The following is a 13,214-nucleotide window of genomic DNA, read 5'->3' as shown; positions in this document are numbered from 1 at the left end:
CGACATAATCCCGTCTTGTCGGCTAGCCTATGATAAGTTAGAGCCTGAGTTCAATCGTTCTGTTGACAAAAAATGTGCGAGGATCGGTGTCCATGACTGCGTTCAAGCCCAAGAAATCGGTGGCCCTCTCCGGCGTCGTTGCCGGCAACACGGCGCTCTGCACCGTTGGCCGCAGCGGCAACGATCTTCACTATCGCGGCTACGACATCCTGGACCTGGCGCGGCAATGCAGTTTCGAGGAAGTCGCCCATCTTCTGGTGCACGGAACCCTGCCAAACCGGCAAGAATTGGCGGCTTACGAGCGCAAATTGCAGGCTCTGCGTGGCCTGCCGGACGTGGTCAAGCGTGCGCTCGAAGTCTTGCCGGCGGCGACGCATCCGATGGATGTCTTGCGCACCGGGGTCTCGGTTCTCGGTTGCGTGCTGCCTGAGGCGCATGACCATAACGGCAGCGGCGCCCGCGACATTGCCGACAAGCTCCTGGCGTCGACCGGCTCGATGCTGCTCTACTGGTACCACTTCGCCCATAACGGCCGGCGCATCGAAACAGAAACTGTCGACAAAACCATCGGCGGGCATTTTCTGACGCTCTTGCATGGAGGGGTCCAGGACCCCTCGCATGAACAGGCTATGAACGTCTCGCTGATCCTTTATGCCGAGCACGAGTTCAACGCCTCGACCTTCACCGCCCGCACCATCGCCGGCACCGGCTCGGACATGTATTCGGCGATCGCCGGCGCCATCGGCGCGCTGCGCGGCCCCAAGCATGGCGGCGCCAACGAAGTCGCCTTCGATATCCAGAAACGCTACAGGACGGCCGACGAAGCCGAGGCCGACATCCGCGCCCGGGTCGAGGCCAGGGAAGTCATCATCGGCTTCGGCCATCCGGTCTATACGATCTCGGACCCCCGCAACGTAGTGATCAAGGACGTGGCGCGTTCGCTTTCGGAAACCGCAGGCACGACAAGGCTGTTCGACATTGCCGAGCGCATCGAGACGACGATGGCCGATGCCAAGAAGATGTTCCCCAATCTCGATTGGTTCAGCGCCGTTTCCTACAATGCCATGGGCGTGCCGACCGCCATGTTCACCCCGCTCTTCGTCATCGCCCGCACCGCAGGCTGGGCCGCGCATGTGATCGAGCAGCGCGAGGACAATAAGATCATCCGCCCCTCGGCCAATTATACCGGCCCCGAAGACCTCGAATTCATTCCAATCGATCGCCGCTGAGACACACCGATGCCCTATCTCGTTTCCGCTGACCTCCCCACCGCCCCAGCCGGCGAACGTTTCCGCGCCCTGATTGAACGCGGCGGCATCTTGAAGCTTCCCGGCGCCCATAATGGCATGGCAAGCCTCCAGGCCAAGGCGGCGGGCTTCGAGGCGCTCTACCTTTCGGGCGCCGCGATGACCGCCTCGATGGGCCTGCCCGATCTTGGGATCATCACCGTCGATGAAGTGAGCTTCTTCATCCGCCAGATCGCACGGTCGAGCGGACTGCCGCTGCTTGTCGATGGCGATACCGGTTATGGCGAAGCGCTCAACGTCATGCATATGGTGCGCACATTTGAGGATGCCGGCGCCGGCGCCGTCCATATCGAAGACCAGTTGCTGCCCAAAAAATGCGGCCATCTCAACGATAAGAAGCTCGCGACGGCCCATGACATGGCCGCCAAGGTCGCCGCTGCCGCCCGGGCGCGCCGTCATCTTTATATCGTCGCTCGTACCGATGCGGCAGCGAGCGAAGGCATGGACGGCGCCGTTGCCCGCGCCAAGATGTATATGGAAGCGGGCGCCGACGCGATCTTCCCCGAGGCGCTGACTACGGCCGACATGTTCCGCGAATTTGCCGCCCGCATGCCCGGCGTCCCGCTCCTTGCCAATATGACCGAGTTCGGCCGCACGCCGTTCTTTACCGCCAGCGAATTCGAAGCCATGGGCTATCGCATGGTGATCTGGCCGGTGTCGTCGCTGCGCGTCGCCAACAAGGCGCAGGAAAAGCTTTATGCAACGCTGGCCCGCGATGGCTCGACCCAGGCCATAGTCGGAGAAATGCAGACCCGTGCCGAGCTTTACGAAAAGATCGGCCTGGCCGATTACGAGGCCTTGGATGCGTCCATCGTCGCAACCATCGTGCCCGAGCCGGTCTGAGCCCAGAAACGGGCGAGCCCGTCCCTGACCGCGACGACGTCTTCCGCCGTACCCAAAAGCTCGAAGCGATAAAGCAGCGGCACGGCGCATTTTTGCGCCACGATGTCGCCGGCTAGGGCATAGCCGGTGCCGAAATTGGTGTTGCCGGCCGCGATGACGCCGCGGATCAACTCGCGATTGGTCTTGTTGTTGAGAAAGCGGATAACCGGCTTGGGCACCGCGCCCTTACCGTCGCCGCCCCCATAGGTGGGCAGCACGAGGACGAAGGGTTCGTCGACCATCGGCGGCTCCGACGCGGCATCGACCGGCAGCCGCGTGCTCGGCATACCGAGCTTTTGCACGAAGCGATGCGTGTTTTCAGAGCTGGACGAGTAGTAGACGAGGTTTGCCATCAGGGCGGCAGCGTTGGTCGATTCACTCCGGCCCGTCAATGATGGGCCGGAGGTCTGCTCGCGTCGGAGGCGCCGCTAGTTGGTCGAGGGGGTCACCGGGCCTTTTACCGCGTCTTCGCTGTCGGCGTCAGCGCCAGTGGTTTGCGAGTCCGTGTCGGGGCAAAGATAGGGCTCGTTTTCACCGGCCGGGTTTTCGTCCTCCGCCAGGGTTTCGCTAGCGGGAACGGTCACGGAGGTTTCGGTCGGTGCTTGATCGGCTTCCGCCGTGGGCTCTGCGGGCGACTCCGTGGTGCCGGCCATGCCGTCGTTGAGAACCGGCTCGGAGCCATCCGGGCATTTGGTGGCTTCGGTGGTGACGCCTTCCTGGACGGTGAGGCCGCCGGCGGGAGCAGCGTCCTGAACACCGGCAGGTGTATTGGGGTCGACCTGGGCGATCGCCAGTTGAGGAAGGCCGGCCAGCATCAAACCAAGACTGACGGCGAACATGGCGTTTCGTGCGACAAGCATTTGCAGACCTCGGAATGAAAGTTGCGTTGCTTGGACAATTGCCCGGTGACCGCGAGGTTCCAGCACAAAGTCAGGTCATGAAAAAGCCGGCAGCACGATGCTGCCGGCCTAATACTTTGAGAGCGCTTAGCTCCAGCTCAGATCGTGCAGGCGGAACGGCGTGCTGCGAATGCGCTTGCCGGTTGCCTGGAAGATCGCATTGCCAACCGCAGGACCGACAACGCCGGTGGGCGGTTCGCCGATTTCGAAGAAGCGCGGCGCATTGGTGAGGCCACCAAAGTGCACGTTGATCTGCGTCGGCAGGTCGGCCATGCGGATCATCGGGTACTCGTCGAAATTACCTTCGACGATGCGGCCATCCTCGATGTTGAGCCCTTCGTTTACCGACATGTTGAGGCCGAACATGGTGCCGCCCTCGAGCTCGGTGCGCACCGCGTCTTCATTGACGATGCGGCCGGTATCAAAAGCAACGTCGAGCTGCAGGATCTTGAGCTCGCCGTCCTGGCTGACTTCGACCTTGGCGACGGTTGCGACCGTCGTGCCTTCGTCAGGCTTGCCGCCCATGCCCCAATTGCCGATGGCAACGCCGCGGCCCTGGCCCTTGGGCAGGGTTTCGCCCCAGCCGGACTTGGCCTTGACCTCTTCGAGGCACTTGACCCAGCCGACATCGGGCCACTGGCCGTAAAGCTTGATCCGGTATTCCATCGGATCAATGCCGGCCTTGACCGCGCATTCATCGATAAAGGTTTCGACGAAGAAGGCGTTGGAGTTGTAGCCCGGGCCGCGATAGGGGCCGGTCAGAATGTGGAACGGCACCGTCTGAGATTCGATCTGCACATTCTTCATGATGCCGGTCAGCGCCGTGTCGGGCATGCCCGATACGAAGAAGCCTGGACCACCCGACATGCGGCCCAGAAGTGCGGTCGGCATGCCGTCTGCGCCTAGCGACGCCTTGAGCTTTGCCGCCATCAGCGGGCGATAGCGACCCTGGCGGGTGGCTTCCTCGCGCGACCAGATGACCTGCACCGGCTTGCCGGGATATTTCTTGGCGACGGCGACGACCATGCGGGCATCGTCCGAGAAGACGCGCCGGCCAAAGCCGCCGCCCACAAAGGTCTGGTGGAAGAAGACGTTTTCCGGCGCGACGCCGGTTTCGTCCGCGGCCACCATGTAGGCCATCTGCGAATGCTGCGACGGGTGCCAGAAGTCGACCCGATCGGGCGTGACGAGGCAGGTGCCGTTGAGCGGCTCGAGCGGGGCCTGTTCGCAATAGGGCGTCAGGTAATCCGCTTCGATCATGTCGGCATCGTCGGCATCGGCGAAAACCGCTTCAAAGTCGCCGACGCTGGTCTCGATCTTGGCGCCGGTCTGCTGAACGGCGGCCATGGCGGCCTCGTTCATCTGCTCGGTGGTCTTCCACTGGGCACCCGGACCGTCATCCCAAACGATCGGCAGGGCATCGAGCGCCGTGCGCGCCTGCCAGTAATGCTCGGCTATGACTGCCACGGCATGCTGGGCGGTCGAGACGCCGAACGGGAACGGTGGGGTGAGATCGGTCGGAACGTTTTCGCCCGGATCGACCGTCACCACGGCCAGAACGCCGGGCATGTCCTTGATCGCGGCTTCGTCATAGCTAACGAGCTTGCCACCCATGACCGGCGACTGGCGAATGGCCGCATAGACCATGCCTTCGGGGCGAACGTCGATGCCATAGGTGAGGGTACCATTGACGATCTTGGGCAGTTGCACCTTGGCGGGAGCCTTCTTGCCCAGGAACGTCCATTCGCTCTGGTCCTTGATCGCGGGCTCGGCTTCGAGCTCGATCTCGGCTGCCTCGGCGATTAACTCGCCCATTTGGGCGCTGTTGCTTGAGCCGGCATGGCTGATGACGCCATCCTTGACGGTGATCTCGCCAGCATCGACGCCCCACTTGGCGGCAGCGGCAGCCTTGAGGCGCTCGCGGGCGCTGGCGGCAACCTGGAGATAGGTGTCCATGCGTGCCGGGCCGGTGGAGCGACCGCTGAAATAGGCCAGGGCGCCGCCGGGGGTCGAGTAGACATTGTTCTCGAGGAAGTCGCGATTGGTCGAGGCGTATTCCGGCTTGATCATGTCCCAGGCCGGGGACAGCTCTTCATAAACATAGCCGGCGACCTGCGTCAGCGTCCCCTGCCCGATATCGACGGCGGTGACACGGACCACCACCGAGCCATCGGCATTGATGGTGAGCCAGGGGGTAAATTCTGCGGAGCCTGAGGCATTGGCCTTGTCCCAGGGCTGAGAGTCGACCGAAGCGGCCATGGCCTTGGTGCCGATGACCATGGCGCCGCCGAGCGCGGCGGAGGAAATCAGGAATTTGCGGCGGTTGAGTTTGACGATCTCGTTCATGACAAGCCTCCTCACGCCTTCATGTCTGCAGCTGCCTTGTGGATCGCCGCGCGAACGCGCGTATAGGTCCCGCAGCGGCAGATATTGTCGACATAGGCCTCGATGTCTTCGTCGGTCGGCTCGGGGATCTCTTCGAGCAAAGCCGCAGCAGCCATCAGCATGCCGGATTGGCAATAGCCGCATTGCGGCACGTTCATTTCCACCCAATATTTCTGGAGCGGATGGGAGCTGTCGGGGCTGAGGCCCTCGATGGTCTTGATCTCGCTTCCGACCGCGGCTTCGAGCGGATATTGGCACGAGCGAACGGCCGCGCCATCGACATGAACAGTGCAGGCGCCGCACTGGGCGATGCCGCAGCCGAACTTGGTGCCGGTCATGTTAAGATGATCTCGAAGTACCCAAAGCAGCGGGGTCTGCGGGTCGGCGTCGACCTCTTTGATTTCGCCATTAATAGATAATGAAACAGCCATTTTGCACCTCCTCAACAGGTCGCCGTTATGCGGCGGTTTGCACGAGTAGATTAGAAGCGTTCTGAGAACGAATCTAGTGTGCGAGTGAAAAATGCGCTGGCGCAAACAAAGTGCAGAACAAGTATAGAGCAAATTTTACTCTACTCACCTGCCGATATTTCTTCGCGAACATATCGCTAGATTTGATCCATTCAGGCGCTGGCGCATCCGTCGAGACGGACGTAGCATGGCGCGAGGTGGAGGACCGTTCGCATGTATAGCCGACTTGTGCTTTGGATCGTGTTGGCCATGGCATTGGCTTCGCCAAGCCTGGCTATCGCTGACGAGGCAGTGAATGGGGAACGCCTGGCGGATGCCTGCTCCTCCTGCCACGGACTCGGCGGGCGCGGCGGCGGCGCGATCCCCGCTATTGCGGTCCGCGACCCCGATGATTTTGTGGCGCAGATGCTGGCCTTTCGTGAGCAGAAGGCACCGGCAACCATCATGAACCGTCTGGCGCGCGGCTATAGCGATGACGAGATCGCCGCCTTGGCCAACTATTTCGGTGGATTGGAAACGCCATGACGCTCTCCCGTCGCCAGTTCGTTTCGGGCGCATCTGCCCTCCTTGCCATGCCAGCCTTGATCGGACCGGCCCACGGCGCCAGCGCGGCCAGGATCGTGGTCATCGGCGGTGGCTTTGGCGGCACGTCGCTGGTGCGCTATCTCAAGCGCCACAGTCCCGATCTTGCGGTAACGCTGGTGGAGCGGGATACCGAATTCGTCACCTGCCCCTCGAGCAATGGCGTCATTGCCGGACTCTGGGACATGGACCAGATCACCTTCGGCTATGATGGCGTTCGCGCCGCCGGGGTCGAGGTCGTGCATGACACGGCGGCCTCGATCGATCCGGAGGGCAAGAGCGTTACCCTCACGGGTGGGGATGTGCTGTCCTACGATTTCCTCGTGGTCTCGCCGGGCGTGCAGATGATCTGGGGGAGCGTGGAAGGCTATGACCAAGAGGCAGCGCAGATCATGCCGCATGCCTGGCAGGCCGGGGCGCAGACCACGCTTTTGCGGTCGCAGCTTGAAGCCATGGATGACGGCGGCGTCGTGGTGATCGGCGTGCCGGCGCCACCCTTCCGCTGCCCGCCGGGGCCTTACGAGCGCGCTTCGCTGATCGCCGATTACCTGTCGCGCAACAAGCCGAAGTCGAAGGTCCTGATCCTCGACGCCAACGAGACCTTCTCCAAGCAGCCCTTGTTTGAGGAGGCCTGGGAGCGCCTTTATCCCGGCATGGTGGAATGGATCCCCGGTTCGCAATCGGGCCTCGTGATGAGCGTCGATCCTTCGACGATGACCGTCTCGACCAGCTTCGACGATTACCAGCCCGACGTCGCGAACATTATCCCCGCCCAGCGCGCCGGCGAGATCGCCATCAGCTCGGGGCTCGATGCCGGACAGGGCTATTGCACGGTGGATCCGGTGACATTCGAGTCGGCGGTTCATCCGGACATCTATGTTCTGGGCGACGCCTCGATCGCTGGCGGCATGCCCAAGTCGGGGTTCAGCGCCAACAGCCAGGCCAAGGCCTGTGGGGCGGCCATTCTTGCCGCGATTGCGGGGACTGAGCCGGTGCCGAGCAAGCTGATCAATGTCTGCTATAGCCTCGCCGATGCCGATTACGGCTTTTCGATCTCGGATGTTTTTGCCGTGACCGACGGAGCGCTCACCGGGGTCTATACCGATGGGCGCACCACCCCACTGGAGGCTTCGCTGGAGCAGCACGCGCTGGAGGCAGAGTACACGCACGCATGGTACGACACCATCACCGCCGAAATGTTCGGCTAGCCATTTTGATGCTGACAGCACTCGGCGCTTCTGCCGGGGCGCAGGAGATCGCCGAGCCGCTGACCGCGGTGCCGGGCGATGCGGCGCGGGGCAAGGCGGTGGCGGTCAATTCCGACATGGGCAATTGCCTGATCTGCCATGACGTGACCATTCCGGAGCTGACGCCGGGCTCGTCCGGCGACATTGGGCCCTCGCTCGATGGCGTGGGCTCGCGGCTGAGCGAAGGCGAGCTGCGTCAACGCATTGTTGATCCGCGGGTGATTGCGCCGGACACGCTTATGCCCGCCTATCATTCTACTGAGGGCTTTACCCGCGTCGATCCACGATATGCGGGCAAGCCGATCCTTGATGCGCAAGAGGTCGAAGACCTCATCGCCTTTTTGCTGACCTTGAAATGAGCCGCCCGTCATGAGCCCCGCCCCGAACCGCCGCACCGTGCTGACCGGACTGGTTGCCACCCTGGCGCTTGTTGCTGTGCCGGTGCGCGCCGATGACGAATTGGTGGCACAAGCGGTCAGCGAGCTATTCGGCGACGCGCCGCGCCAGGACGGGCGCATCACCATGGTGCTGCCGCCGCTGGCTGAAACCGGCAATACGGTGCCGATCCAGGTCCTGGTCGATAGCCCCATGACGGAGACCGACCGGGTCAGGCGCGTGGTCATGCTCTCGACCCGCAATCCGCGCGCGTTGCTGGCCACCATGAACTTCGGCCCCGCCGCGCCCAAGGCGCAATTCAGCACCAATATTCGCCTCAACGGCACGCAGGATGTGCTGGTCATGGCGGAAATGAGCGACGGCTCGGTGTGGCAGGCGCAATCGCGCGTCCTCGTCACGGTGGGTGCCTGCGACACCCTCCAGATCCGGTTCTAGGAGGCACGATGCCCAATACCCGCATTCGCGTTCCCAAGACGGCCAAGGCCGGCGACATCATCGAGATCCGCGCCATTATCCAGCATCCGATGGAAAACGGCTTTCGGCTCAACTCGCAAGGCACCGCGATCCCGGTCGACATCGTCACTGAATTTGCTTGCACCTATGACGGGCAGGAGATTTTCCGCGTCCAGCTCGAGCCGGGGCTGTCGGCCAATCCGTATTTTTCGTTTTACCTCAAAGCGACAAAGACCGGCCCGGTCGATTTCTGGTGGCAGGACCAGCATGGCACGGTGACGGAAGCCAGCGAGACGCTGGAAGTGACATGAACTTCGTCCCGGCGATCGCGCTTGCTGTGGGTCTTGTTGCCGCTATCGGCCTGGTCGATGCAGCGCCGCACAGTGAGCCACGCTCGGGCTATTCGTTCCTGACCCCGGAATTGCAGCAGCTGCAGGACGATGATTTTGCCAATCCCGGCCTCCTTTGGGTGGACCAGGGCGCAACGCTCTGGGAGACGGCGGCGGGAACCAGCAACCGGTCCTGCGCCGATTGCCATGGCGACGCGAGCGTCTCGATGCGCGGGGTGGCGCCGCGCTATCCTGCCTATTCCGAAGAACTTGGCCGCATGGTCAATATCGAAGGGCAGATCAACCAGTGCCGCTCGGCGCGGCAGGGAGCCGAGCCCCTTCCTTACGAGTCCGAAGACCTGCTGTCGCTGACGGCCTTTGTCTCCAACCAATCTGCAGGTCTGCCGATTTCGCTTGCGGTTGTCGGGCCGGCCGCCGAGTCCCTGGAGCGTGGGCGAGCGTTCTTCTACCAGCGCCGCGGACAGCTCAACCTTTCCTGCGCCAATTGCCACGAAGACAATGTCGGCAACCATTTGCGGGCCGAGCCGATCAGCGAGGGGCAGACCAATGGTTTTCCCATCTACCGCAATCTCTGGCAGACCATGGGATCGACCCACCGCATGTTCGCCTGGTGCAACGAGGCGGTGCGCGCCGAGCCTTATGCGGCGGGATCGCAGGACTATATCGACCTCGAAGTCTTCGAACGCTGGCGCAGCAACGGGCTGACGATCGAGACCCCGGCTGTGCGGCGCTAGCCGAAGTCGGCTGGGGTGTCGAAGTCGGCAAGTTCGCCTTCTCCGGCGATGACGATTTGAGCCTTGCGCAAGAGGTCGCGGGCGCCCTGGTCGCCAGTGAGGGCCGTCAGTTCCGGGAAATGCTGTGCGGCGAAGATCGCCGGTGGGGTGGGCGCGAGGTCTGGGTGAGCCGACGCGGCGATGCCACTGGGGCTTTGGTCCAGGGCGTCAAGCAGGCGGAGCAGGTGCTCGGCGGTGATGAAGGGCATGTCGGCGAGGCAGATCAGCACGAAACTGGCACCATGACTGGCAGCTTCTGCAACACCGACTGCAAGGGATGAGGCCTGTCCCTGGGCACTGTCGGGGTTGATGACGACGGTAAAGCCGCTCTCGGCGAAAAGGGTGGTGATCGGCGTACTATCCTGGCAGACGGCGATGTGGTGAGCGAAAGCGAGGCGGGAAAGGGTTTCCGCGCAATGCTGGGCGAGAGGCCGGCCATCGAGATCGGCCAGGAGCTTGTCGTCGGCTCCGAAGCGGCGGGAGAGGCCGGCCGCGAGGACCACGACGGCGCCCTGGCTTGGCTCAACCATCCAGCCGCACGCGGGCATCGGTGATTTCGCCCAGCACCGAAATTGCCAGGGCTGAGGCGGTGCGGGTCGGCCCGAAAAGTCCGATGGGGCCATTGAGTGCTGCGATGCGGCTGTCGCTGACGCCAGCGGCCTCGAGCCGTGACACCCGTGCGGCATGGGTGCGGCGGCTGCCCAGGGCGCCGACATAGAAGGGATCGTAGCCGAGCGCGCTTTCGAGAAGCCGCATTTCCTTGAACCGGTCGTGCAGCAGAAAGACGATGGCGGTGAAGGGATCGGCAGGCAGCTCGGGCAGGTCGGCGCCATCGAGAAACGTGACAGTAGAGCCAAAAGCTCGAACCTGATCCGAGCCGGCTGCCGCCGTCATATAGGCGCAAACCGGCAGCCCGGCGGCGCAGCCAAGACGGGCCAGCGCCACCAGTTCGTGTCCTTCGCCAATCAGCAAAAGCTGCGTCAGCGGATGGTAGTGGCGAACGAAGACGGGCGCCTGCCATTCGCTACGCGCCCGCGGCGCCGAATGCGGCACGAGCTTGGCGCTACTCGAAGCGGTGTCGAGACGAAGCGAAAAGGTCTTGCGCGCGGCAAGGAGCTTCAGCGCTTCTGCGATGATCTCCGCATCAGGCCGTACATGGACATGGACATCGATGCTGCCGCCGCAGGGCAGGCGAATGTCGATGAACTTCGAACCCGTACCGAAGCGCAGGATTTCGTCTCTCCCGGCTTCGATGGCGCGTATGGCTTCGGCCGCGACCGCCGCTTCTACACAGCCGCCCGAAACGTAGCCGCAATAGCGGCCATCGGCCAGAACCGCCATCTGCGCCCCGAGCCCGCGCGGCGCGCCACCGGAAATGTCGATAATGGTGAGGAGCGCGCCGGGTACGCCTTGTTCGAAGCCCAATGAGAGCAGCGTGAACACCGACGCCGGATCGTCTGGATCGAGCCCCACGTCATAGGGCAGCGCCGCAACGGCAATGCCTGTTTTCTCGATAGCCGCAACGTCCAGCATGGATCCTCCCCCGTGCGTGTCGCTACGCTACAGCCACTCAGAGAGATGTGCCAGCCGCTATGCGCCGCCGAGCTTGACCATGACCTTGGTAAAGTCGCCCGGCGCCTGATGCCAGGCTTCAAGGGCGCGGGGGGCATCCTCAAGGCTTACCGTCTCCGAAACCACGAGATCGCCGGCACCAGGATGGGCGCTGAGCCATTCGATGACGGCTTGGAAATCCACGGGCAAGGCGTTGCGCGAGCCGCGGATGTCGAGCTCCTTGGTCAAAAACACCTTGGTGTCATAAGCGATCGGCGCCTTGGCATAGCCGACATAAACGACCCGTCCCGTTGAGGCGACGAGGTCCACAGCCTGAAGAAAAGTCGCCTCGGCGCCGACGGCTTCAATGACCACGTCCGGCCCTTCCGGCACCAGGGCACGCAAGCGGTCGCCAAGGCCCGGGCCACCTTCCAACACATGAGCGGCGCCCAGCGCCTTGGCAGTTTCGAGCTTGCCGGGGCTGAGGTCGGCGGCGATGACGGTCGCCCCGGCGCGCAGGGCACCCATGATGATGCCGAGCCCGATCATGCCACAGCCCAGCACCAAGACGGTCTCGCCATTCGTCACAGCGGCGCGGCGCACGGCGTGAAAACCGACGGCACAGGGTTCAATCAGCGCGAGGTCCCGCAGCGCCATGCCATAGACGGGCAGGACCTTGCCGGCGGGAACGACGACGCGGCCGGTCATGGCGCCTTCGCGCTGCACGCCCATGGTCTGGTTGTTGGCGCAGGCATTGGGCTTTCCGCCGCGGCAGGCTTTGCACTGGCCGCAATTAAAATAGGGGATCACCGTCACCGACTGGCCGACGGAGAGCCCGTCGACGCCCGATCCGACTGCAGCGACCGTGCCGGCAATCTCGTGCCCAGGAACGCGCGGATAGCTCACCAGCGGGTTGAGGCCGCGATAGGAAGTGAGGTCCGAGCCGCAATAGCCGACATAGGCCACGTCGATGGCCACTTCGCCTTGAGCAGGAACGGGCACGTCGATCTCGGCGATTTCCGCCAGTCCGGGCTTGGTGATGCGTAGCGCCTGCATGGCAAAACTCTTTCGTCTAAGCTCAGTCCCACGCCTTCATCATTGCGGCGGTGACAAAATCGAGGTGGTCGGCCATGGCATCCCGCGCCGCATCGGCGTCGCCGTGAACGATGGCCTCGACCACCTTGCTGTGGTCGATAAAGATTTGTTCGCGCACCTCGGCCATGGCGCCCAGATGTTCATGAAAGCGCGTGTCGACCACTTCGGAGCGGGAATTCCAGAGCAGGTCCAGCATCTCGCGCAGCACGGAATTGCCGGACGCGTCGGCAATGGTCATGTGCATCATGCGGTCGCTTTCGGTGGACCAAAGACCTTTGGCCTTGTCGGCGCCCAGGCGCTCGATGCTCAAGTTTAGGCGAGCCTTGCCCTCGGCCGAGATATGCTGGCTGGCGAGCACCGCCGCTTCCGGCTCGAGCAAGCGCCGCACCTTCATGATTTCGAGGGGAGAATGGTTTTCGTCCGGGAGGGCCGCACCGGCCTTGCCCTGGTCGCGCACAAAGGCACCGACGCCGACCCGCACCTCGACAAAACCGGCAACTTCCAGCGCGATCAGCGCCTCGCGCACCGTCGGCCGCGACACGTTAAGGCTCGTGGCGAGATCACGCTCGGACGGCAATTGCTGGCCAGCTTCGACCGCACCCAAGAGGATCTGGTCCCGGATCTGGTCGGCGATCTGGATATAAAGTTTGCGGTTGGAAACGGCTTGAAGTTTCATTGCTCCCCCGAGACAGTCGTTGCCGTCTCTCCCAAACCTTAGCGCAGAGTTTCGCGCTGGTCTACTGGTATGACCACTTGACAGCCTGATCGATTTGAAATTCACTCGGAAACGTCAAGACGGCTCCATAAGAGATGCCGCGGACCTT

The 13,214-nt window shown here is 63.1% G+C and carries 16 protein-coding genes; 8 read left to right on the top strand and 8 right to left on the bottom strand.

Annotated features, from left to right (window positions below):
• Positions 1-92: 92 nt before the first annotated feature.
• On the top strand, positions 93-1,229 hold the full coding sequence (gene prpC / locus JI748_RS16515) for a bifunctional 2-methylcitrate synthase/citrate synthase (protein WP_201633234.1): 1,137 nt from the start codon (positions 93-95) through the stop codon (positions 1,227-1,229).
• Between the two features lie 9 nt (positions 1,230-1,238).
• On the top strand, positions 1,239-2,150 hold the full coding sequence (gene prpB, locus JI748_RS16510; protein ID WP_201633231.1) for a methylisocitrate lyase: 912 nt from the start codon (positions 1,239-1,241) through the stop codon (positions 2,148-2,150).
• On the opposite strand, the gene nrdI is transcribed toward prpB, so the two are convergent.
• The 4 genes from nrdI to JI748_RS16490 form a co-directional block, all read right to left on the bottom strand.
• A complete protein-coding gene (nrdI, locus tag JI748_RS16505) occupies positions 2,096-2,542 on the bottom strand; it encodes a class Ib ribonucleoside-diphosphate reductase assembly flavoprotein NrdI (RefSeq protein ID WP_201633228.1) in 447 nt (148 codons plus the stop codon). The two genes, prpB and nrdI, sit on opposite strands and share 55 nt — an antisense overlap.
• A gap of 75 nt (positions 2,543-2,617) precedes the next feature.
• On the bottom strand, positions 2,618-3,049 hold the full coding sequence (locus JI748_RS16500) for a hypothetical protein (protein WP_201633225.1): 432 nt from the start codon (positions 3,047-3,049) through the stop codon (positions 2,618-2,620).
• A 126-nt stretch (positions 3,050-3,175) separates the two neighbouring features.
• Positions 3,176-5,434 carry a xanthine dehydrogenase family protein molybdopterin-binding subunit gene (locus JI748_RS16495; RefSeq protein ID WP_201633222.1) on the bottom strand — a complete coding sequence of 753 codons (2,259 nt, stop codon included), beginning with the start codon at positions 5,432-5,434 and terminating at the stop codon, positions 3,176-3,178.
• A gap of 11 nt (positions 5,435-5,445) precedes the next feature.
• Positions 5,446-5,904 (bottom strand): (2Fe-2S)-binding protein, encoded by a 459-nt coding sequence (locus JI748_RS16490; protein WP_201633220.1) that lies wholly within the window; start codon positions 5,902-5,904, stop codon positions 5,446-5,448.
• Between the two features lie 252 nt (positions 5,905-6,156).
• Here JI748_RS16490 and JI748_RS16485 point away from each other — a divergent pair, with 252 nt between their 5' ends.
• Genes JI748_RS16485 through soxA form a run of 6 tightly spaced genes read left to right on the top strand, consistent with a single transcriptional unit; the run spans position 6,157 to position 9,705 of the window.
• Complete coding sequence (locus JI748_RS16485) at positions 6,157-6,468, top strand: c-type cytochrome (RefSeq protein WP_201633217.1); 312 nt, start codon at positions 6,157-6,159, stop codon at positions 6,466-6,468.
• Positions 6,465-7,733, top strand: coding sequence for an NAD(P)/FAD-dependent oxidoreductase (locus JI748_RS16480; RefSeq protein ID WP_201633213.1), 1,269 nt, complete (start codon positions 6,465-6,467; stop codon positions 7,731-7,733). The genes JI748_RS16485 and JI748_RS16480 overlap by 4 nt, the downstream gene beginning before the upstream one ends.
• An 8-nt stretch (positions 7,734-7,741) precedes the next feature.
• On the top strand, positions 7,742-8,131 hold the full coding sequence (gene soxX / locus JI748_RS16475) for a sulfur oxidation c-type cytochrome SoxX (protein ID WP_201633210.1): 390 nt from the start codon (positions 7,742-7,744) through the stop codon (positions 8,129-8,131).
• 10 nt (positions 8,132-8,141) lie between these two features.
• Positions 8,142-8,603: a thiosulfate oxidation carrier protein SoxY gene (locus JI748_RS16470; protein ID WP_201633207.1), complete on the top strand. Its 462-nt coding sequence runs from the start codon at positions 8,142-8,144 to the stop codon at positions 8,601-8,603.
• A gap of 8 nt (positions 8,604-8,611) precedes the next feature.
• On the top strand, positions 8,612-8,932 hold the full coding sequence (gene soxZ / locus JI748_RS16465) for a thiosulfate oxidation carrier complex protein SoxZ (protein ID WP_201633204.1): 321 nt from the start codon (positions 8,612-8,614) through the stop codon (positions 8,930-8,932).
• A complete protein-coding gene (soxA, locus tag JI748_RS16460; protein WP_201633202.1) occupies positions 8,929-9,705 on the top strand; it encodes a sulfur oxidation c-type cytochrome SoxA in 777 nt (258 codons plus the stop codon). The genes soxZ and soxA overlap by 4 nt, the downstream gene beginning before the upstream one ends.
• On the opposite strand, the gene JI748_RS16455 is transcribed toward soxA, so the two are convergent.
• Genes JI748_RS16455 through JI748_RS16440 form a run of 4 tightly spaced genes read right to left on the bottom strand, consistent with a single transcriptional unit; the run spans position 9,702 to position 13,066 of the window.
• On the bottom strand, positions 9,702-10,274 hold the full coding sequence (locus tag JI748_RS16455; RefSeq protein ID WP_201633199.1) for a nucleotidyltransferase family protein: 573 nt from the start codon (positions 10,272-10,274) through the stop codon (positions 9,702-9,704). The two genes, soxA and JI748_RS16455, sit on opposite strands and share 4 nt — an antisense overlap.
• The gene (locus JI748_RS16450) at positions 10,267-11,277 is read right to left on the bottom strand and encodes an XdhC family protein (RefSeq protein WP_201633196.1); all 1,011 of its coding nucleotides are present in this window, start codon (positions 11,275-11,277) and stop codon (positions 10,267-10,269) included. Before JI748_RS16450 ends, JI748_RS16455 begins: the two co-directional genes overlap by 8 nt.
• 57 nt (positions 11,278-11,334) lie before the next feature.
• Positions 11,335-12,351 (bottom strand): zinc-binding alcohol dehydrogenase family protein, encoded by a 1,017-nt coding sequence (locus JI748_RS16445; RefSeq protein WP_201633193.1) that lies wholly within the window; start codon positions 12,349-12,351, stop codon positions 11,335-11,337.
• A gap of 22 nt (positions 12,352-12,373) precedes the next feature.
• A complete protein-coding gene (locus JI748_RS16440; protein WP_201633190.1) occupies positions 12,374-13,066 on the bottom strand; it encodes a FadR/GntR family transcriptional regulator in 693 nt (230 codons plus the stop codon).
• Positions 13,067-13,214 lie beyond the last annotated feature (148 nt).

This window comes from Devosia rhizoryzae (assembly GCF_016698665.1).
GTDB lineage: Bacteria > Pseudomonadota > Alphaproteobacteria > Rhizobiales > Devosiaceae > Devosia > Devosia rhizoryzae.
Note: the sequence above shows the minus strand (reverse complement) of the source record. Positions and strands in the feature narration are given on the sequence as shown.